General features: G+C 47.2%; 19 protein-coding genes and 1 pseudogene. 9 read left to right on the forward strand and 11 right to left on the reverse strand.

Features of this window, described 5'->3' with window-relative positions:
- The first annotated feature begins 107 nt into the window (after positions 1-107).
- On the forward strand, positions 108-920 hold the full coding sequence (locus ON05_RS04605) for a hypothetical protein (RefSeq protein WP_010478701.1): 813 nt from the start codon (positions 108-110) through the stop codon (positions 918-920).
- A 172-nt stretch (positions 921-1092) separates the two neighbouring features.
- Here ON05_RS04605 and ON05_RS04610 read toward each other — a convergent pair whose 3' ends face one another.
- Together ON05_RS04610 and larE are read right to left on the reverse strand one after the other, a co-directional pair.
- On the reverse strand, positions 1093-1620 hold the full coding sequence (locus ON05_RS04610) for a hypothetical protein (RefSeq protein ID WP_010478699.1): 528 nt from the start codon (positions 1618-1620) through the stop codon (positions 1093-1095).
- 229 nt (positions 1621-1849) lie between these two features.
- Positions 1850-2674: an ATP-dependent sacrificial sulfur transferase LarE gene (larE, locus tag ON05_RS04615; protein ID WP_010478697.1), complete on the reverse strand. Its 825-nt coding sequence runs from the start codon at positions 2672-2674 to the stop codon at positions 1850-1852.
- A 132-nt stretch (positions 2675-2806) separates the two neighbouring features.
- Here larE and rpsO point away from each other — a divergent pair, with 132 nt between their 5' ends.
- The 4 genes from rpsO to ON05_RS04635 are packed head-to-tail and all read left to right on the forward strand — an operon-like array spanning position 2807 to position 5407.
- The gene (rpsO, locus tag ON05_RS04620; RefSeq protein WP_010478696.1) at positions 2807-3076 is read left to right on the forward strand and encodes a 30S ribosomal protein S15; all 270 of its coding nucleotides are present in this window, start codon (positions 2807-2809) and stop codon (positions 3074-3076) included.
- An 18-nt stretch (positions 3077-3094) separates the two neighbouring features.
- A complete protein-coding gene (locus ON05_RS04625) occupies positions 3095-3715 on the forward strand; it encodes a PAM68 family protein (protein WP_010478694.1) in 621 nt (206 codons plus the stop codon).
- 12 nt (positions 3716-3727) lie between these two features.
- Entirely contained in the window at positions 3728-4786 is a 1059-nt protein-coding gene (aroF, locus tag ON05_RS04630) for a 3-deoxy-7-phosphoheptulonate synthase (RefSeq protein WP_010478692.1), read from the forward strand.
- Between the two features lie 21 nt (positions 4787-4807).
- On the forward strand, positions 4808-5407 hold the full coding sequence (locus ON05_RS04635; RefSeq protein WP_010478690.1) for a DUF924 family protein: 600 nt from the start codon (positions 4808-4810) through the stop codon (positions 5405-5407).
- A 19-nt stretch (positions 5408-5426) separates the two neighbouring features.
- On the opposite strand, the gene ON05_RS04640 is transcribed toward ON05_RS04635, so the two are convergent.
- Complete coding sequence (locus tag ON05_RS04640; protein ID WP_010478689.1) at positions 5427-6524, reverse strand: class I SAM-dependent methyltransferase; 1098 nt, start codon at positions 6522-6524, stop codon at positions 5427-5429.
- A gap of 262 nt (positions 6525-6786) precedes the next feature.
- On the opposite strand from ON05_RS04640, the gene ON05_RS04645 reads away from it, so the two are divergent.
- Positions 6787-8820, forward strand: coding sequence for an NAD(P)/FAD-dependent oxidoreductase (locus ON05_RS04645; protein WP_029315539.1), 2034 nt, complete (start codon positions 6787-6789; stop codon positions 8818-8820).
- A 107-nt stretch (positions 8821-8927) separates the two neighbouring features.
- On the opposite strand, the gene ON05_RS04650 is transcribed toward ON05_RS04645, so the two are convergent.
- Complete coding sequence (locus ON05_RS04650) at positions 8928-9125, reverse strand: hypothetical protein (RefSeq protein WP_010478685.1); 198 nt, start codon at positions 9123-9125, stop codon at positions 8928-8930.
- A gap of 775 nt (positions 9126-9900) precedes the next feature.
- Positions 9901-10140 (reverse strand): hypothetical protein, encoded by a 240-nt coding sequence (locus ON05_RS04655; RefSeq protein WP_010478683.1) that lies wholly within the window; start codon positions 10138-10140, stop codon positions 9901-9903.
- Positions 10141-10495: 355 nt separating this feature from the next.
- Between ON05_RS04655 and tnpC the strand changes: the two are divergent.
- A pseudogene (gene tnpC, locus ON05_RS04660) lies at positions 10496-11919 on the forward strand (IS66 family transposase).
- A 468-nt stretch (positions 11920-12387) separates the two neighbouring features.
- Here tnpC and ON05_RS04665 read toward each other — a convergent pair.
- Positions 12388-13305: a histone deacetylase gene (locus tag ON05_RS04665; RefSeq protein WP_010481054.1), complete on the reverse strand. Its 918-nt coding sequence runs from the start codon at positions 13303-13305 to the stop codon at positions 12388-12390.
- 309 nt (positions 13306-13614) lie between these two features.
- On the opposite strand from ON05_RS04665, the gene ON05_RS04670 reads away from it, so the two are divergent.
- Entirely contained in the window at positions 13615-15039 is a 1425-nt protein-coding gene (locus ON05_RS04670; protein WP_010481056.1) for a sodium/glutamate symporter, read from the forward strand.
- Positions 15040-15137: 98 nt separating this feature from the next.
- On the opposite strand, the gene ON05_RS04675 is transcribed toward ON05_RS04670, so the two are convergent.
- From ON05_RS04675 to ON05_RS04685, 3 genes are all read right to left on the reverse strand, one after another.
- Positions 15138-15575, reverse strand: coding sequence for a peroxiredoxin (locus ON05_RS04675; protein WP_010481058.1), 438 nt, complete (start codon positions 15573-15575; stop codon positions 15138-15140).
- Positions 15576-15670: 95 nt separating this feature from the next.
- Positions 15671-18013 carry an HD family phosphohydrolase gene (locus ON05_RS04680; RefSeq protein ID WP_236619176.1) on the reverse strand — a complete coding sequence of 781 codons (2343 nt, stop codon included), beginning with the start codon at positions 18011-18013 and terminating at the stop codon, positions 15671-15673.
- Positions 18014-18236: 223 nt separating this feature from the next.
- A complete protein-coding gene (locus tag ON05_RS04685) occupies positions 18237-19163 on the reverse strand; it encodes a hypothetical protein (protein WP_010481061.1) in 927 nt (308 codons plus the stop codon).
- A gap of 86 nt (positions 19164-19249) precedes the next feature.
- Here ON05_RS04685 and ON05_RS04690 point away from each other — a divergent pair, with 86 nt between their 5' ends.
- A complete protein-coding gene (locus ON05_RS04690; RefSeq protein WP_010481063.1) occupies positions 19250-19651 on the forward strand; it encodes a GFA family protein in 402 nt (133 codons plus the stop codon).
- Here the strand turns inward: ON05_RS04690 and ON05_RS04695 are convergent, their stop codons facing one another.
- Entirely contained in the window at positions 19652-20626 is a 975-nt protein-coding gene (locus tag ON05_RS04695) for a CBS domain-containing protein (RefSeq protein WP_010481065.1), read from the reverse strand.
- Positions 20627-20682: 56 nt separating this feature from the next.
- Complete coding sequence (locus ON05_RS04700; RefSeq protein WP_010481066.1) at positions 20683-21036, reverse strand: recombinase family protein; 354 nt, start codon at positions 21034-21036, stop codon at positions 20683-20685.
- Positions 21037-21369 lie beyond the last annotated feature (333 nt).

The following is a 21369-nucleotide window of genomic DNA, read 5'->3' on the forward strand; positions in this document are numbered from 1 at the left end:
TCATACAGCTTCAGGTCCCAGAACGCATGGGGATCGGGTTTTCGCAATATCAATCGCTAGATGTTTAGAATCTTGCTTAATGATGTTCTTTGCAATCCTAGCCGCCAATGTCCTCAACGCCTGAAGATAGTCCTATCTCCCAAAAGCTAGGCTGCCATAAGTACTCAATAGATAACTGTATTCTCATCAAGGCCAATGTTGAAGCAGTGACGTCTGTGATCAGGGAATATTTTGAGCTTGAAGTGCTTTCCCACTGTACGTTGTCAGATTATATTGATGTTGAAAAAAATTCCCGACGAGAAGTAGAGCATCAGCATCAAGTTAGTCAATCTAGACCCAACAAATCATTTCCTCCAATACGGTGGGCAATTCCAGCCTGGCAATTTAAGGGGCATCAATGGACTATTTTGCCGCTATCTGGAACAGAAGAGGCGCTCGCTTTTGCACTATCGCTATTGTTAAAAACTATTGTCATCACTTTTCATGACAGTGATCATGCAAGTTATAAAGAGTTCAAAGTATTTGGAGACGAATGTCTACTTGAGCACTATTTGTATGGAGCTGAGTGCGGAGAAATCCTAACCAACTATTGGGACATCATTTTTGAAGATTATGATTCAGATACTTTTTGGTACCGTGATCACCACTTCAAAAGTGTGGTTAGAACTGTAAATGAAACTGAATTAAGAAAGGCCGCAATTTCAAGAAAATGGGATTGGGACGATCGGGGCTTTTTAGATACTTGCCTCAGATATTTTGAGGCTTACATTCCCTTGTTAAAAGAAACGCCATATCATCACCACAGCGAAGCTAAAACAACCTTTCATCGGTGGGATAACAATGTTATGCGGCTCGATCTCATCCTTATGCCCTCTAACTGGAAATATCTAGATTGGACAATCCCCAAACAGGTCATATAAGAACAGTCCCAATCATTAGGTCTATGAGATTTCGGTAAGTCCGCTTTTGTTGAAGAGTGTCAACAAACTGGCAGACTACAAAAAATAATGCTGGAAACCTATCATTTTGACTCCACTCAGAGTACAGCTCAAACAGATCGGCTTGTTACACCCTTGTCAGCAATACCATGGCTTATGAACATCGATAGCGAACTAAAGCGTTATTGCCATCGATCGCAGTTAGAGTATTTTGATCCTCCGAAAGCTGAAATTCTCTTTCGGTCAGCCACGTTTCGCCTTCACCCGATAACTCAACCTTCACTTTCAGGGTTGTCTTTCCGTCACTTACAACCTCTTTAATCGGCCCCTGACTTTCATAAAACTGAATCTGTTGTGATCCTATCTCTAGCCTAGTCTCGCTAGCCTGGGAACTACATTGTTCTAAATCAGCCTGCCATACCCCTTGAAATACTTGAGGAACGTCCTCATACTGCTTTACTTCAGCCAAAGTACGGTTGGTTGTATTCGTCGATGTTTCAGGCTGTTTTGGTTCTACAGCATTGTCAGGGCTTGGCAAATCAGAGCTTGGTGCTTCGGGGCTTGGTGATGATGAATCAGGGGTTTGACTTGTAGAGCACCCTCCAATTGACACCAGTAGGGAAGTAATACAGACAACCGTAACTACACCAAAGTATCGGGAAAAGCGTTGAGAGTTCAGCATGGATCACAGATATAACTTGTCCACCATACCAATATTAAGATGAGTGATTGCAACGGTTATGGCCATGATTCTCAAAGAACGGATCTAGGCCGTGATGGCATCCCGATACACAAGACAGAGATCACAGCATTCAATAACTTAGGTATGAGAAATAAATTTTAGGTGCAATATATTAGGTGTAAACCACTGAAAATCAGGTGTAAATACCCCTAATTTCTGTGAATTTAGATCAAGACATGGACGATGCGAAGGGCAGTTCCTGATTGAGTTTGCCACTGACAAAGCCTTCTAGATCGAGAGTAACGTAAGTAAAGCCATAACCCTTGAAGGCTTCTACGAGTTCAGTCAGATCGGTATCTTGGACAAAAGCTGGAATCTCTACGGCAGGAAGTTCTATGCGAGCGGTATCGGCTTGCGATCGCACCCTTAAGGTCGACCACCCCAAATTACGCAGATAGCGTTCCGCCTGTCCCACCCGTCGCAATTTCTCAACCGTGATTTCTTCACCATAGGGAAAGCGAGAACTCAAACAAGGTTGAGCCGGTTTATCCCACCAGGGTAAGCCCAACCACTTTGAGATTTCTCGCACTTCAAGCTTCGTGATCCCCACTTCTGCCAGGGGTGATCTCGTGCCTCGCTCCTTCGCCGCTTGAATGCCTGGGCGATAATCCTGGAGATCATCTGCATTCACCCCATCCACCACATAGGCATAGCCTAATTCTGCTGCCAGGGGCTTTAAGGTATCGTAGAGTTCACTTTTACAGAAATAGCAGCGATTCACCGGATTCGTTGTGTAATTGGGATTATCCATTTCGTGGGTAGCAACCACTTGATGGGAAATACCAATATCAGCTGCCTGTACTTGAGCATCTTCAAAATCTTCTGGCAGCAGGGAGGGGGAATTAGCAGTAATCGCTAAAGCTTTATCCCTCAGCACATCAAACGCCACTTTTGCCACTAAAGTGCTATCAATGCCTCCTGAATAAGCAATCAGCGCACGTTCCATTTGGGCAAAGAGGGTTTGCAGTTGTTGCAGCTTATCCTGAACCGTCATCAGCCCTTAGTTATGACTCCTATTCCTACAGTCTAATGTTCCTCAGGGAAAAAGGTTGGCTCGTAAAAAATGGGTGGGATAACCAAGAGTGATTATGATAGAATTAGCGTTTTGAGAAATCACGGATCGCGTATGGCTTTGTTGCAAGAAAAGAAACACGAAATTATTAATGCCTATCAAGTCCACGAGACCGATACAGGCTCAGCAGACGTCCAGGTTGCCATGCTAACTGAGCGGATCAGCAAGCTTAGTGAACATCTCAAGGCCAACAAAAAAGACCATTCTTCTCGTCGGGGTCTTTTGAAAATGATTGGTCAGCGTAAGCGCCTGTTGACCTATATCATGAAAAAAGATCAAGCCCATTACCGTGAGCTAATTAAACGCTTGGGTATTCGGGGTTAACGGTACTTTTTTTATCCCATGGCTCCTAAAACTGAAGGTAATAACACGAATAACAAGGCTGGCTTCGGTTTAGACTTAGCCGATGCTTCGGCTACTGATAACAAGAAGAAAGCTAAATCTGCCCCTAAGCTATCTCCTAAAGCTTCTAAATCCAAGAAAAAGCAGAAAAAAGCAAAGGGGAAAAAGCGAGACGCTCCTTCTTCTGTTATTCCTAAAGTTGTTAGCAATCGGATGCTTAGGCGGGTTGGGATCTTTTCCGGCATTCCCACACTATTGGCTTTTCTGACTATCCCAGCGAGCTACTTCATTACGGAGCAAGGATGGGTAGAGTTTCCCAGTACCGTCGTGCTATTTATTAGCGTTACCTGTCTTGGACTCGGTCTAGTCGGCGTCAGTTATGGGATCATTTCTGCCTCCTGGGATGAAGAACTCAAGGGATCGGCCCTTGGTATTAGCGAATTCAAACTGAACTTAGGCCGGATTCAAGAGCGTCGCCGCGTTCAAAAGGAAGAGCGAAAACGCCTCAAAGAAGAAAAAGCGAAAGAAGAAGCTAAGGCAGAGAAGGCATCGGCTAAAGCAGAATCGACTTCAACAGACACTAAAGCCGAAACCTCTGAAGAGGAGTCAGCTAGCTCGTAAGGAGTCCCTCCCATGATCATCGTCTTCAAAAGCGGTGCACCTGACGCAGAAATTCAGTCCCTCGATCAAGAAATGCGGGATTGGGGGCTGACGCCAGAGAAAATTGTGGGGCAACATAAGGTTGTGATTGGCCTCGTCGGTGAGACGGCTGAACTTGATCCCGATCAAATCAAGGATCTAAACCCTTGGATTGAATCTGTCCTGCGGGTAGAAAAACCCTATAAGCGGGTTAGCCGAGAATATCGCCATGGTGAAGCTAGCCGCGTAGAGGTGCCGACGCCTAGAGGGTCTGTATTCTTTGGTGAGCCAGATCCGATTGTTCTAGTTGCCGGTCCCTGCTCTGTTGAGAACGAAGAAATGATTGTGGAGACGGCCCAGCGGGTTGCTGCGGCAGGAGCGTCTTTTTTGCGAGGGGGTGCCTATAAACCTCGCACCTCCCCCTATGCCTTTCAAGGTCATGGTGAGAGTGCCCTCGGTTTACTTGCCGCCGCCCGCGAGGAATCTGGGTTGGGGATCATTACTGAAGTCATGGACACAGCCGATGTGGAGAAAGTGGCCGAGGTTGCTGATGTGCTCCAGATTGGGGCTCGCAATATGCAGAACTTCCCTCTCCTCAAAGCAGCAGGGGCACAACCTAAGCCCGTTCTGCTAAAGCGGGGGTTATCTGCAACCATTGATGAATGGCTAATGGCAGCAGAGTATATCCTGGCCGCTGGAAATTCCAATGTCATTCTTTGTGAACGAGGCATTCGTACCTTCGATCGGCAGCATCTGCGGAATACCTTAGATCTCGCTGCAGTAGCCGTATTGAGAACTTTGACCCACTTACCCATCATGATTGACCCCAGTCATGGAACAGGCTGGGCGAAGTTTGTCCCGGCACTGGCGAAAGCTGCGATCGCAGTTGGTACTGACTCCCTAATGATTGAAGTCCATCCCAACCCCGCCAAAGCCCTTTCTGACGGCCCTCAATCTCTAACCCCCGATCAGTTCGATGCCTTAACCCAAGACCTAGCAGTAATTGGGAATGCAGTAGGTCGCTGGCCTCAAGCCGTTGCGGCGGCTGCCTAAGCAGATTCAAAAACGAACGAAATGGAATCTCCTGAAACCATCTGCGAGTTTTGGTTTGGCTCTAGCCAGGATGATTTGGAAATCGTCCAACAACACTCCAAGCTTTGGTGGTCGAAGAATCCTGACGTTGATATAGAAATTAAAGCCCGCTTCTCTAGCTATTTACCCAAGGTTGCTAACGGTGAACTAGAGGCATGGCAACAGACACCCCTCGGCACTTTAGCGCTAATTCTGCTGACCGATCAGTTCTCCCGCAATATGTTTCGGGGCACGGCTCAGGCTTTTGCCTATGATGCGATCGCAAGAACGCTCTGTAAACAAGGTCTAAAAGATGGAACCGATCAATCCCTACGTCCCATACAGCGAGTGTTTTTTTACCTGCCGTTAGAGCATTCTGAATCTTTAGCAGACCAAGAACATTGCATTCAACTCTTCCAACGTCTGACTGCTGAATCAGAACCCCGCTTAAAGGATACGTTTGAGCGCTATGTTGACTTTGCTATGCGGCATCGAGATATCATTGACCGCTTTGGCCGATTCCCCCACCGCAACGCCATACTCAATCGAGACTCCACCCCAGCCGAAATAGACTTCCTAAAAATGCCTGGATCATCTTTTTAGGATTGATGGAACGAGAATATTAGCTGAACGAGTCAGGTTTATGAGCAATAAAATATTTACTCATAAAATGCACTTCTTGGGCCACATCTACAAATCCAGCAGTCTGAAGACGCTCAACAATATTGTCGGTAGAGTAATGGGGATAGAAGGGTTCATGCATCATGACCGGGAAACTATCGATTGCCGCTTTGAGTTCTGGTGAATCCTCAAGCTGAATCGAATCACAAATGACAAATACCCCACCCGGTTTGAGCACCCGGAAGCATTCATTAATCACATTCTGACGAGCTGGAGCAGGCAGTTCATGAAACAAGAACACACTGCTGATGCCATGAAAATATTGGTCAACGTAAGGTAAGGCTTCAGCATTGGCCTGTAACAACTGAGGTAAATCGCCCCGGTCTTGAGACAGTAACCGATTCGTCTTTTGGAGATACGTCTTAGACAAATCGACGCCATGTAGAGCGGCCTTAGGAAAGGCCCCCCGTAACTGCTTCAATGTCCGCCCAGCACCACAGGGAACATCCAGAATGCGCATTTGACTAGCAGGAATATTAGAGAAAACAGCCAGCCCTCTCTTTAAGGGAGCTAATACTCGACGGCGCATGGGATCCCCAGTCCCACCAAATAAAAGCTCTACTTGTAAATCGTAGATTTCGGCAGATTGTTCTCCTAAATACCCATCGGTTTGATGGTGGAAGTTGCGGACGTAGTACTGGGGATAACCTTCAACATCAATTTCTGGAGCAAACTCCTGATAATTCTTCTGTGATGCTCGTTGCCAAGTCTTGGGGGCATCCAACCAAACTTGAGGATAGAGCCGAAAGAACTCATCCCAAGGATTATCAAACAATAAACTGGTGGGATATACCCCTTCTTGAGCATCCTGCCAGTCCGTTTCCATCAGTTGACTTTGGCGTTCCTGAACTTTTTGCAGGGTTGCCTCATCCCAAGCTTGTACAGTGCTTAGATTGGGATAAAAAGTGTTTTTGAGATTTGCCAGAACTTGGCGATGGGCAACACCAAAAGCATTCTTACCTTTTTGAATCGTCTCATACGCGAGTTTAGTAGCAGATTCGGCTATCGGAAGCTCAAAAAGATTGGGGAAGGCTTGCATGGATCTTAACGAAACTTTATATTTCTATTTATCATAATTCATTTTACAAAAGCGAAATAACAAAGTGTGCCAAGGATCAAAATTAGCTTATGGTGTGGTTAGCTGCGCTGTTTTTTAAGCCTAGCGTCGATATTTCGTGGTCATAATCATTCACCCATCAGTAAACGAACAACCCATGTCCTTGTTCTCAATCATCAATCCACAGCGCAGTTGCACATAAGGTTTATCGCCAATAAACCGTTTCTCTCCGATACAACAGGGTATGCAAGAACTTTCCTATTTAGAAATCCCCACGCCGAATACTGACGCTGTTAGACATTGGTTGCAATCTTCATATATTTCCCCTTCAGGCCAAAAGGTATCGACAACCTCCGGTTGCCGATTGCAATTTTCAGGACAGTCTAGCGAACTGGCTATTTTTGTATGGTCTTTGCAGCGCACCACTTATCTAAAAGTTTTTCGGTGGGGCTCTGCTCCGGTCCCCCAGGAAAAGAAGCTGGTTAACCACTTAGAGCAGGCCTTAAGAACTCACTTCCCCTATTACTATCCCAAACCTCCCAAGATCGACTTAGAGAAAGAGTCGATCTTTAATGCTTTGGCCAAGGACTATCCTCGCACCGTTCAATATTTTCAGCGCTTTCCGAATGGTGAATATGATCTCACCCGAGCTTACTGGTGGGAGCAACGCTGGCGTGAAGGGGTTCGTCACCCCCAGCAACCCCGACAAGTGGTGTTTGCCCAAACCGTATCAAGTACGCCTGAATATGATTTGGTCTATTTGGGGGGTGCCCTTGGGGTGATTCATGCAGCGGTAATGGCTCGGCTGGGCTATCGAGTTCTGCTGATCGAGCGGTTGCCCTTTGGCCGGATGAACCGGGAATGGAATATCTCCCGCAGCGAGTTTGCCAATCTGATTGATTTGGGTTTATTCACCCCGGCCGAATTTGAAAGCTTAATTGCCTCTGAATATGTGGATGGGTTTCACAAATTCTTCGACGCCAACAACCCATCCCAATGTAAAGCTCCCGTTTTAAAGACACCGACCGTTCTCAATATCGCCATCGACTCTGAACGATTGCTGCGGTTGTGTGGTGAAAAGCTCAGACAGGCCGGAGGCGAAATCTGGGACCAAACTGAATTTCAGCGAGTGGACATTGGCGAGGCTGCCTGTGTGCAGGTGATTCATCTTCCTAGTGGTGCAGAGAAAACGGTCACAGGACGCTTGCTCGTAGATGCTATGGGAACGGCGTCTCCAATTGCCTGGCAACTGAATGGTGGGCGTTCTTTTGATAGTGTCTGTCCTACAGTTGGAGCAGTCATTTCTGGTTTAGATCGCGAGGTTTGGGACGCCCGATACGGAGATGTTCTCAATAGCCACGGCGATATCTCGAGGGGACGGCAGCTCATTTGGGAGCTGTTCCCTGGCCAAGGGGATGAGCTAACGTTTTATCTATTCCACTACCATCAGGTCCATCCCGACAATCCCGGTTCTCTGCTGGAGATGTACGAGGACTTTTTTACAATTCTGCCGGAGTATCGTCGCTGCGATTTAGATAATTTGATTTGGATCAAGCCGACGTTTGGCTATATTCCAGGGCATTTTAGTTTGGATAGTTGCGATCGCACTATCGCATTTGATCGACTGATTGCGATCGGAGACTCAGCCTCCTTACAATCGCCCCTTATTTTCACGGGTTTTGGCTCCTTAGTTCGCAACCTACCGCGATTAACGGACTTACTAGATACCGCCCTTAAACATGATTTGCTGCAGGCTCAACACCTCAACCAAATTCGGGCTTATCAAAGTAATGTGGCCGTCACCTGGCTATTCTCGCGAGGGATGATGGTGCCCACGGGTCAACATCTGCCTCCCGAACGCGTAAATGCCATGCTCAACACCTTCTTTGGCATCTTGGAGGAAGAAGATCCAGCGGTGACAGAAGCCTTTATTAAAGATCGATTTGGCTGGTTACCCCTCAATCGTATGGCCCTCAAAGCGGCCATTACAAACCCTGCCCTACTCCTATGGATTTGGGTCATGGTCAGTTCTAAAGACTTATTCCGTTGGCTGGCTAGCTATTGGAGCTTTACCGTAGACGCCTTTGTTAACGCCCTGCTGCGGTCTTGGTTTCCACAAACTGTCCGATGGCTCCAACCTCACCTTGAGAACCGATTTCCTCAGCTCTGGTTAAGCCTATTAGCCCGAAGCTATGCAGTCACCTATTCTTTAGGACAGGCTCGGGTAGAACAAGTGCTCAAACCCCAACCGAAATCTGAACCTGCGATTGCAAAGTAGGGGTTTACCGAGCCAATTTTAGATAGTTGGAACTGCCGTTCTTTTTACCAATCAGAAGCAGCAAAACTTGCTAATTCGCAGGAGTAAAGAGGCGATTGATTAAATGTCTAATTTCTTTTCTTTACAGGTAAAGATGCTAACCATAGGGTTGCAGAAATAGCAAAGAACATCAGTGTTAGATCAATCACTTTACACATTTCAGGGGGCCAAAAGCCCTTCATCATTGCGGTTAACAAAGCAAATTTGAAACCAAGATACTCTAAAACGACAATTGTGAATCCAATAACGGGAAGATCAGCTTTCATTTATATATTTCCAATAAAGGTTCTGTATACGGTTATCCTGAATAACAGTAGCCGAGGCCAAGGCCGACTAATTTGTACAAGAATGGCACCAGAACTAAGAAGCTGATGTATCAATTGCTGCAATTCAGATATGAAGAATAGTCTGTACTAATCTATGTCCTGAAAGGCAACGTATTGAAAACTAATAACGCTGTTCATAAGACCGTTGACAGCGTTATTGTGCCATTTGATACTTAAAACAGCAGTAGAGAAAGATCTGCTGCCATTTGTATTTTCCTGAAATTCAGTTACCGGTATTGTGCCCTCAGTTTTTGGAATTATTACCTTTACAGATAAACTTTTAAAGGTAGAAATAAGAAAGAAATAACCATAGGGTTCTTAATAACTCCACAACCCAAACCAGAACGGAAGTTCGGGAATAATTAAATTTTCCTTCAATACACCAGCTAAGTTTTCTGGAACCTAACTTAATTAGTAGGAGTCATCAATTCACTCGTTTTTATTCAGGCAATCTAAACTCGAAAAGTTACATTTTTTGCAAAAACTGATAGATTCATCAACTCTAAAAACACAGCTATCCACCACGGGATATAAGGCCAAAGTCATTCAATCTACTAAACTAAATTATTAAAGATTCTTATCTCGTCATAAAAACAGACTTGCATGATAATACACCTAAACTTTCCTAGAGATCCAAAGGTGAAATAAATTGGGCTAAATGAATAGAACAGGTCGCTTTCCTCTGCCAAACCTGACGATTCAAGTGCAATGCACCTTACCTTAAATCTTTGGAAATCACGATGGTCTTGATGAGATCGCTATCTCGTATTGGATCTCCATACTTCTTATCAATTTCAAAGGAAATACCCTTTTTAGGATAAGACCACTTCCAGGTGTTTTCGGCTGATCGTTTGGGATTACCATGGGCTTCTTTTAATTGTTTTCGAGTATCCCCTAACCCGATCCCTTGCTCTGTCTTACCTTTAAAAGGACAACTGTCCTTGATACAAGTCACACGGATCTCCTTTAAGGGCAAAGCGCCTTCCCGTTGAACGTTCTCAATATGCTGTTCAAACCTAAATTTAATGCCTAAAGACTTATAGTCTAGAGTGATCGTTACTGCCCAGGCTTAAATCATTGTGTTGAGAATGAAGGTATAACTCTATCTGAGACTATGTTTTAAGCACACCAGCAGTCAATCCGTACTCATTCGTTGAACAAGAAAGTCTCTGGGAGCATGTCACCTTTGCAAGCTAGTATTTATACTCATCTCAGAAATCCTTGCTAGCCTTGCTTTCAGACATCAAATTTTTAATTCTAAATTTTGTGCATCTGCAAAGGTGACATGCTCCCAAGTCTCTGACCAGAAAATTAGTGAATCTGATATTCGAGCAATCTACCATCAAGGAGAGGATGCAGTTGTTGAGCTGGTCACCCTTCTTATTAAACGGATAGAGCGACTAGAAGAGCATCTTGGCAAAGATAGTCGGAACAGTAGTAAACCACCCTCAAGCGATGGCTTTGGGAAGCGGACCAAAAGTCTACGGGGTAAGAGTAAGCGTAAAAGTGGGGGTCAAAAAGGCCATCCCGGTAGTACCTTGGAATGGCGTGAAACCGTCGATGCCGTAGTGTTACATCCAGTCACTCAATGTCAAGGCTGTGGTGCCTCGTTAACAGAGGTCGCCGTCCTTGAGTATGAACTGCGCCAGGTTCATGAGCTGCCCTCCTTGTCATTACAGGTCATCGAGCATCAAGCAGAAGTCAAATATTGTGAGCACTGTCAAACCTTGAACCGGGGTAAATTCCCCAGCGATGTCACCAATGTGGTTCAGTATGGCAGTAATCTCAAAGGCTTGATGGTGTATTTGATGGAGGCTCAACTGTTGCCGTTTGAGCGCACCCGTGAACTGCTTAAAGACCTCTTGGGTTGTCAGGTTTCTGAAGGAACCCTGTGCAACACCCGTACAACCTGTGCCCAGCAATTAGAACCGATTGAAGCCCAGATCAAAGACGCTATTGAGCAAGCAGCTGTGGGACATTTTGACGAGACGGGGTTGCGAGTCAACAGCAAGTTGTGGTGGCTGCATGTCGCTTGTACGAGTGGATTAACCTACTACTTTGTCCATGCCAAACGCGGCACAGCAGCGATGGACGAAATGGATATTCTGCCAAACTTTACGGGCACGAGTATTCATGATGGTTGGAAGAGCTATGCCCGCTATGGTTGTACGCATAGCTTATGCAATGCCCATCATTTGCGCGAACTCCGATTTATTGTTGAACGCTACAAACAACCTTGGGCTGAGGAGATGATCTCACTGCTGCTAGATATCAAAGCTGAGGTAGAGCGGGCAAAAGCTGAACACTTAAGCGTTCTCGATGCGAGACAAGTCGAGGCGTTTGAGCAGCGGTATCGCCAAGTGTTAGCCGATGGATTCAAGCATAATCCAATGCCAACCGTCGATGAAAATGCACCCAAGAAACGAGGCAAGCAGAAGCAGAGTACACCCAAAACTTGCTCGACCGACTTCGAAAGCACCAAGCTGCTGTCTTGGCGTTTATGTATGATTTTCAGGTGCCTTTTGATAACAATCAGGCTGAGCGCGATATCCGCATGATGAAGTTGAAGCAGAAGATATCGGGATGTTTTCGCTCCTTGGCAGGTGCCCAGCAGTTCTGCCGCATTCGCGGTTATATTTCAACTTTGAGAAAGCAAGATATCCCTGTACTGGATGCACTCAAAAGTATTTTTGCTGACAATCCTGTTAGACCAGTGCTTCAGCCTGGGCAGTAACGAGTGATCGTTTCTTTGCGCCCTGTTGAACATACCCCAAATTCACATTGCTGCCCGATAACACCACGGACTTCCCGTTTATAGTTCCGTCCTAATTGAGCAGTGATTTCTCTCAGTGAGGTGGAGCGAAGGCTAATATCACCAAGGCCAACTCCCGGGTTAATGGTGGCATTAAGATACTTATTTTGAGTCTGAATTTTGGTGATTTCACTGCACCCGCACAATAACGAGGTACCCATTAACGCGACAAGGGATAGTAAAGATTTAGAGCATTGCATCTTAACACGGACTGCTAACGCAGCTTAATCATTCAATAGAGTTAGGATGCCCATAATTTTGCGGGGATAGGGAATGGAAAGCAGCGCAAGAAATTCGACAGATTAGTTTTGCTACCACAAACCCATACAGGATCAGATTCCACAATAGACTTCACCCCGTTCAAACTTATGAATAAGAATGGCTGCCCAATCACTTTAAACAGACATCAATTGTGGAGCATACAGACTGAGCTAAAGCAGGTAAATCATATCCGCCCTCTAAACCAAATAGAATCTTGGCGGTCAGTTTTAGACAGTACTGAGTGAAAACGCCATAATCTTGGGGCGTTAGATTAATCCCAGCTAAGGGATCGGCTGCATTCGCATCGTAGCCAGCACTGACCAACAGTAAATCAGGCTTGAACTCCCTGAAGAAAGGCATGATCTGATCTCTAAACTGCGGATCATAATCCGCTAGGGTACTGCCTGCCGACATTGGCAGATTCAAAACATTACCGTGTAAGCCAGTTTCACTCGCCGTTCCAGTACCGGGATAGCAAGGGGATTGATGCAGAGAGCAGTAGGCAATCTGGGCATGGGACTCCACAATCGCTTGGGTGCCATTGCCATGGTGAACATCCCAATCGAGAATGGCGACTCGCTCAATACCAGGGCGGGTGAGGGCGTAGTGGGCTGCGATCGCAGCATTAGAAAACAGGCAAAACCCCATTCCTGTCTCTTGTACTGCATGGTGCCCCGGGGGTCTGGCCAACACAAAGGCAGGAGATTCTTGGGCCAGCACCTGATCGACGCCATCCATCCAAGCATTCACGGCCAGCAAAGCTACTTCATAACTGTGAGAAGACACCACCGTATCTGGATCGAGGTAGCTGCCCCCCGATTCAGCCAAAGATTGAACTTGCTGGATATAGTCAGCAGTATGAACACGGTTAATCCATTCCAAGGGATCACGTTGCGTGATGGGAGTAGGCAATAACCACTGCAATTGATCGGCCCAGGAGGCTTGTTCTAGAGCGGTTTTAATCGCCGTTAACCGTTCCGGTTTTTCGGGATGGTAAGGACCTGTTAAATGTTCAAGAAAGCGATCCGAATAAACAATGGGTAGCATGCAGCTCATCCTTTGATCATAAAGAAGGACCGAGTTTAGTGGTTTAAGAATACTGGTACTCAAGACCTCATTCAACTCCTGCAGTTGAGCGATTAAGTTTGTACTTGTCAAACAACATGTTGAACTCTAGAACACGAGCCCATTCGGAAACGTCAGTCTGCCTCAAAATAGACCTGAAGGGTCTCTCCCCTAAGCTGGCGCAAGAGTAAACTGAGCTGGGAATGACTGATCTCAGAATTATTTCTGGAGCATGGACCGCCCTCTCTGAGACTTTCTGAGTACCGAAACGATCTCGTTATTAGAGAAACTATGTTTAGTCTAAAAGACATCTTCTTCGCCTTCGTGATTTTATCGCTACTGTTACTTGCAGGGCGATACCTCAAACAGAAGATTCGCTGGCTCCAACAACTGCATCTACCAGAATCCATTGTGGCTGGATTTTTGGCGTTAATTTTAGGCCCACAAGTCTTGGGGGGGCTAAGCCAACAATTTCTGGGAACAGACACTTTCCTAGCGGAGGGGATATTCTCAGAACCGATTCGTGCGGTTTGGTCCCAGTCCCCTGGCCTGTTTATTAACATTGTCTTTGCTGCCCTCTTCTTGGGAGAACAACTTCCCAGTCCCAAAGAAATTTGGAGAAAGGCAGCTCCACAGGTTATTTTCGGCCAGAGTCTGGCTTGGGGGCAATATGTAGTCGGGCTATTCGTAACCCTCGTGCTGTTAAGGCCCGTGTTTGGCGCCCATCCTATCTCTGGTGCCTTGATTGAGATCGGTTTTGAGGGAGGACATGGCACGGCTGGGGGGATGGCTAAAACCATGGAAACATTGGGGTTTCAAGATGGGGGTGACTTAGCTCTGGGGTTAGCGACGGTCGGCATTGTCTCAGGCATCATTGCCGGAACCGCTTTAGCGGGTTGGGGACGTCGACAGGGGCATATTCAATCCATCACTCGAAGGGTGGGAGACGTTGAAGACGTTATCCCGGAGTTATCTTCTACGGAAACACCTGAAATCAAGCAACGTCGGGCCAAGCTATTGCAAGGATTATTAATTGATCCGCTTTCGATTAACTTTGGCATTGTCGGGATTGCCATTGTCTTCGGTTGGCTGATTTTGAATGGATTGACTGGGCTGGAGGCTGCCACATGGGGACGATCCGGTGTTGCAGTAATGACCTATGTCCCGTTGTTCCCCATGGCTTTAATCGGGGGCATTTTAGTTCAGATCATTTTGAATCAGTTGAACTTAGGCCCTCTCGTTATTGAGCCACTTATGAAAAATATTGCAGGCTTGGCTCTAGACGTGGTGGTCGTCACTGCCTTAGCCTCCATCTCATTGCAAGTCCTAGGCAGTAACTTGGGCGTCTTTGTCATTCTCAGCCTAGTCGGTATTGCATGGAATATTGTCTTTTTCCTCTATTACGCCCCCAAAATTTTTCCAGATCATTGGTTTGAACGGGGAATTGGTGACTTGGGCCAATCCATGGGCGTCACTGCAACGGGAATTCTGCTACTGCGCATGGTGGACCGTGACAATCGTTCCGGTGCCTTTGAAAGTTTCGCCTATAAGCAATTATTTTTTGAGCCCATTGTCGGCGGTGGCCTATTTACGGCTGCTGCCCCAGCCTTAATCGCTCGCTTTGGTCTAGTCGCGATCTTGTTACTCACGACTGGACTGCTTTTATTTTGGGTCGGGATTGGCTTTCTTTTGATTCGCCGTCGAAGGTTGGAGTAAATTTTGGACGTCCCTATTTCAATAGAAAAAAGCGCCAAGAGCTTGACGCTTTTTTTGATATCAAACCGTTTTTTCTACAGTGGCATCACCACGAAATCTTACAAACCTAAGTCAGCCAAAATATCAGTGGCATGGGTATCCGTATTAACGGAGGTATAGACTTTATCAATTTGTCCTTGACCGTTAATCACATAGGTGACGCGCTGGGCATACCCACCGCCATCAACGTCGTAGGCCTTCATTAGGCTATGGTCCACGTCGGCGAGTAGGGGAAACGGCAGATTGAACTTACTGGTGAAGTCTTGGTGAGATCCTTCATCATCACCACTCACCCCAAAGACCACAATATCTTTGCCTTGGTAAGCGGTGTAGTTATCACGAAAGCTACAGGCTTCTTTGGTGCAGCCCGGCGTATCGTCTTTGGGATAGAAATATAAGACAACCGTTTTCCCGGCATAATCGGCAAGGGAAACCGTGTTGCCATTGGTGTCTTTAGTCGTAAACGCAGGAGCAGCAGTACCAGCGGTTAAAGCCATAGGGTTTCCTCACAAAAACAGGATAAAAATCTGGATGGTTCACTCATCCCTGGCTAAAAACCAGAGATACCCAAAGTAGTGTTACATATTTTTTCTTACTTGGGGGGGATGGTTGCGGTGGGGTAAGGAATACGTTTGTGATGAAACTGCATCCATACTTCCACAAACACCTCTGCTAATACATTTAACTCATCTCGGGTGAGCTGAGAATCCACGAGCTGGTTATCCTGCCAGCGGGCTTTGAAAATTTTGTTGATGGTTTTTAGGGCTAAGTCTGGGGTCGCATCTTTGAGGGATCGCAACGCCGCTTCGCAGGAATCCGCCAACATCACAATCCCCGTCTCTCGGGATTGGGGAACGGGTCCAGGATAGCGAAAATCAGACTCTTGAACCGGATCGAGATCGGGATTGGCCGCCGTTTGCTGCTGAGCCTGATGATGGAAAAAGGCAATCACCATCGTCCCCTGGTGCTCAGGGATAAAAGCCTGCACTGCCGCAGGCAAACGGCATTTACGAGCCATCACCAACCCTTCAGATACATGCTTCTTGATAATCTCGGCACTCTGCCAAGGGTCGTTGAGCAGATCGTGTTTATTGGTGGTGTCCCGCTGGTTCTCAATAAAGAATTGGGGGTCATGCATTTTGCCAATGTCGTGGTAAAGGGTTCCCGTCCTCACCAACTCGACATTACAGTCTAATGCACTCGCCCCCGCTTCCGCCAAAGTGGCCACAAACATCGTGTGTTGAAAGGTTCCAGGGGCTTCTCGGGACAACCGCTTGAGCAAGGGTCGATTGGGATTCGCCAATTCCGCCAGCCGAATGGGGGTCACTAGGTCAAACACATGTTCGATATAGGGGCTGATCCCCAAGGCCACAATGGTCCAGCCTAACCCCACTAACCCTTGAATCAGAGACAAACCCAAAATACTATAGACCGGGGCTCCGGCTAAAGTCATGAGGATAAACAAAGCCACCCCTTGGGTAATGGCGACAATTACCCCTAGCAGGGCAATCTCTTCCCGAGAACGTCGTTGGCGCGCCACGAGACTGGCGACTAAACTCCCCACAGCAATCGCTCCTAGCTCGATAAACCCACTACTCAGCCCCAAGGAAATCAGGCTCGAGAGAATAACGACGACTGTTGCCCCCAGCACCGGTCCATAAAAACTACCCACCAGCAGGCCGACCGCAGGCAAACTGGTATACCGCAGAGCGGTTGTCCAAATCAGCAGGGATGCACTAGCTGACAACATTAACACCAACACATAGTCTCGCCGATCAAATTCAAGGCGACAGCGTCGTTGGACGACTAAAAATACGGCAATCCCCCCACTGACGGCTGCCATCGTCCCAAATAAGCCCAGCAAGTTGATGCCCCGCCGACTCAGGCCAAAATGTTCGAGCAAGGCAAAGTCAGCTTGGGAAATTCGCTCACCGGATTTAACAATGATCTCGTCCTTATTAATGGGAATCAGAATGGGGGGAATCTGCTCCGCAATAATTTCTCGCTGACGTAAGGTACCGGTGGGGTCAATACTCAGGTTGGGCTTGAGGACGTTGGGCAATAACTTGATGCCCAGGGCTTGAACTTTGGCAGGATAGTCCTGGAGTTGGACCTTAATGGTACTTCGCATCACGGTCCCGGGTAATCCTGGCGGGATCCCTTGGGTAAGAATCCGTTTTAACGCCGTCCGTAGCCTTTTCTGGGCCATCGCCCACTCGGGTTCTGTAAATTCTAAAAGGGTCCGGCTGGAAAATCCTTGTAGACGGGGAGGAACCTTACCTAAAGCAGCCTGATAGTCTTGCTGGGCTTGGGTGATACTCTGCATCAAGGCAGACCATTTAACCCCATCTTTTTCTTTGGCTCGATAGGTCCGCAAAGCTTTAATTGCCGCCTGGGCATCCTTGGTCTTCAGCCAGGCGGTAGAGGTAGGGGTCGTGGCATTGATCTGCTTCAGAAGGGTTTGAAAGTCTCCGGTATTCTGTTGCCGTAGAAAATGCTGCACCCCAGGGGACAAAGTCTTAATCGATGTATAGGGAAAGTCTCCAGTGGACTCTCGGAATTTTTGGATATCTGCCAAGTAAGAATCCAAATCCGCTTGAATAGCAGCGGTTTGAGATGGATTAACCATGTACACGCTCACCGCATTCCGAAAGGCGGCTTCACGGGCAGCCGCTGTGGCAATGGGATCGGCGGCTTGGGCAGACTCTGGGGCCTTAATCGTTTCTGGGGCAACGGTACCAATCGTTAGTTGCGGCTCATTATAGAATCGATGGCCGATCACGCTGGTTAGAGCAGCGACAGATACCACAAACAATAGAGGCGATTGCTGCTTGAGAGACCGACGAGCAGAACGGTTCGAAGGAATACGTGACGCGGCGGAGGAAGATAACCAACGGCTCAGACGTACCTGCTGAGAACGGAATAATTTCTTCATTGGATGGTTAGGCGACTAAGGCATATAGGCCATTCAATTGCGAAATATCCTGAAGGCAGAAGTCAGTAGTGCTGGCATAACGATGTTCCTTGATTTGTCCACAACTGTTGTTCAAGTCCTTCAATTATAGTCAAATCACTCATTGATACTACTGCCTATGGTTTTTGTACCCCTAAACTGGAGCTGAGGTCGGCTTTTACATCTGGGAGTGAAAGCGGCAGGACTACCCACGAGGCCGCAGGACGCCTGGTGCAGAAATGGCTGTTTGCTCCAAGGGGAGGGCAATGATGTCATCGCTCAAATACCCTGCCCAAGCCGCCAAGAGCTGATCCGCTTGGGCGAGGATAGAGGTACGAGCCCCTGATTGGGCAGAGAATGCTCCTTGCCAAGCCCATGGAATGGCATGAACACCGTTAAATACGCCAGATAAAGCGCCAGCAATCAAGGTCGTAAGCAAAGAGAACTGGGGTAAGGTCAAAGGCCGGGTCACCGTCAAGGCAAAGGTATCCGCTGTACTCGACCAGCAATAGCAGGCCATGGCTAAGGCAGTTCCCAACGGTGAAGTCTCTGAAGATCGTTTCGCATTAACTTCGCTCCACACCCTAAAAAGGCTAGATCGGGTCTGAAGGAGCGTCTGCACTTGTTGTAGCTGAGTATGCAAGGTCGTTCCAGAGAGGCAATCCTGGGCCAGCAGTTGAGAAATCAGGGTTTGAGGGTTGGCCTGTTCCTGGCAGAGAAGTGCGATCGCAACCTCAATACCCAACACTTCTACTTGCAGATCTGGACGGGCTTCTCTGAGGCGATGGCCACAAATATAGTCTTGGAGACGAGATACATTTTCATGGTAAAACAGAGCGGCTGGTAGCATCTGGGCAATTAGAACGGCTAATTGAATGTCGTCCTCAGGAGCGGGAATAGCTATAGCAGGAACTTGAGACTCATTTGACCCTTGCCTTGAATAGGCAATCACCTCAGATTGGCCTAGGGCAAGGGCTTCACACCATTTCCCTGATTCTCTAGGCAACGGAACGTCTTGCCCTGAAGCCAAGATGCTGTTGCGGTGTGAGTCGTCCTGCCCATAACCATGGGCGTCTAAGACGGCGACTCCCAAAAACAATCCTCGGAAACGGTCAATCAATAACTGCTGCATGATTATTGGGGCAACGAAACGCTGCCATTGCTTAATCTTTGCTCAGCATAAGATAGATCTATTGCCAGTAGATTTTGGAAGGTTCCATGAAATATTTAGGCAGTTGCCATTGTGGCGCGATTCAGTTCGAAGTTGAGGCTCCCAAAGATCTCAAGGTCGATGAATGCAACTGCTCGATCTGCTCAAAAGCAGGATTCTTGCATCTGATCGTACCTCAATCCAAATTCAATTTACTGCAGGGGCAAGATACCCTAACGACCTATCGATTTAATACAGGCGTTGCACAACATACCTTCTGTCGGATCTGTGGCATCAAGCCGTTTTACATTCCTCGCTCCAACCCCGATGGCTACGATATCAATGTTCGTTGTTTAGATACTCAGCCCGACTCTATGGAAGTGGTGCCTTTTGATGGGGTGAATTGGGAGCAAAATGCCCATAAAGTCGCCCATAAATCCCAGGAGAATCAAAGCCTGCTCCAGGATTGACTAGCTTACTTCAGCATCTCGATGACGCCAATAGGATGCTTTTTCCGTCTCTAGCTGTTGAATCGTTTGTTGCAAAGTTTCAATAATGCCGTACATCTCCAATGGGTCAAACACCTTTAACAAACTGGTTTGCGTGACAATGCCTAAATCTTGTCCCCAATTCCAGGACACCACTAATCGTCGGACTCGTCTGCGCTGCATTTCCTGATGGGCAGACCATAGGGAATCTCCAGGATTCAGTAAAAATAGTGGAGAACTCATCACCTCTGCCGCCATAATTCTGCCAATATCAAACTGCATTGCCTGAAATTGGACAATATCCCGCTCTGTGACGATACCAATGGGTTTAAGGCCATCATCCGGTGCAGGTTCTACAATCACAACGCAACTCACTCGATGTTGAGCCATCAACTGGGCCAGACTGAGCACCGAACAATGGGGAGGGGCATGAATAACGGAGGTGGACATCACCTCAGACACCCGGCGCAGCTTTAACAGATTGGCAGGTCGCAACACCCGGCGCAGACTACTGGGTTCCGTAATGCCCACTAGCTTGTTTTGGTCATCCAGGATCGGCAAATGGCGAATTCGATACCGCCGAAACAAAAACATGACCGCAAAAATATCCTTAAAATCAGCCAAGGGCAGAGTTTTGACGGGATGGGCCATGACATCGGCAGCAGTGATGCGATCGCAATCCATCCCAGCGGCAGCAAATCGGACAATATCTCGCTCCGTCAAGATGCCCAAAATCTCCTGGTCCTGCATAATCAAAGCACAGGTGGGTCGCGGCATCTCCGGTTCTGCCCCCGAAGAAGACTGGGAAGATGCCCCTAACTCACAACAACTAAAGGGAGTTTGGCTCATACGAGCGATCACATCCAATAACGCCGTCTCTGGTGCCAAGATTAGGGGCTGGTAATTGATGGCCTCCGCCAAATTGGGAGTGCCCACCATCGGATCATTTTGCTGCATCAGAACACACACCCAACTGGACAAATCCAGGTAACGATAGGAGTTAAGAAATCACATCAATCTGGCTTATGTTGCTTAGCCTCTCCTGAGATCCGAGCCGTTTTGCCATACAACCGATCTAACACTCGCTTAACAGAAATACGCTTCCACGAACGCCCTCGCTTGGTCTGATAGCCATGTTGATTTAGCCAATCAGCAATCTGCTGTAGAGATTTACCAGATTTGTGGTGACGGCGAATCAGATCAATAATCTCCGTTTCCCGAGGATTATCCACCAACTCCCCATTATGGGAGAGCTGACCAAACGGAGGAGAACCATATCCTGCATATCCCCCCTGAGCCGCCTTCGCTTGGCGACCTTCATTGAGCCGGCGGCTAACTTCATTTACATTCCATTTTTCAGCAGACATAGGGGATTTGATAGTTCCAAAGGGAATGTTACGAGGAAACAGATTTAAATTATATAAGACAATGAATACACGACCTGAAGGTGTATACTATGAGGAATGTTACAAATCTTTCGCCAGAAAGCTTGTTGGCCATAGCCTTTAGGAGAGAAAGGTCTTATTTTTTTGACTGAACACCTAAAGCAAAATACCAACGTCCCTGGTGACATCTTAATTCAAGTTGAGTAACATCACTCCTCCTTTCGCCGTATAGACGCAGTTAGAGCTTTTTGTTCGATCAAAACCTAGGTTAAGCCTTATAGGCACTACAGCAGAAATAGCTGAGATTTCTATCCA

The sequence above is a fragment of the Acaryochloris sp. CCMEE 5410 genome (genome assembly GCF_000238775.2).
Taxonomy (GTDB): Bacteria; Cyanobacteriota; Cyanobacteriia; order Thermosynechococcales; family Thermosynechococcaceae; genus Acaryochloris.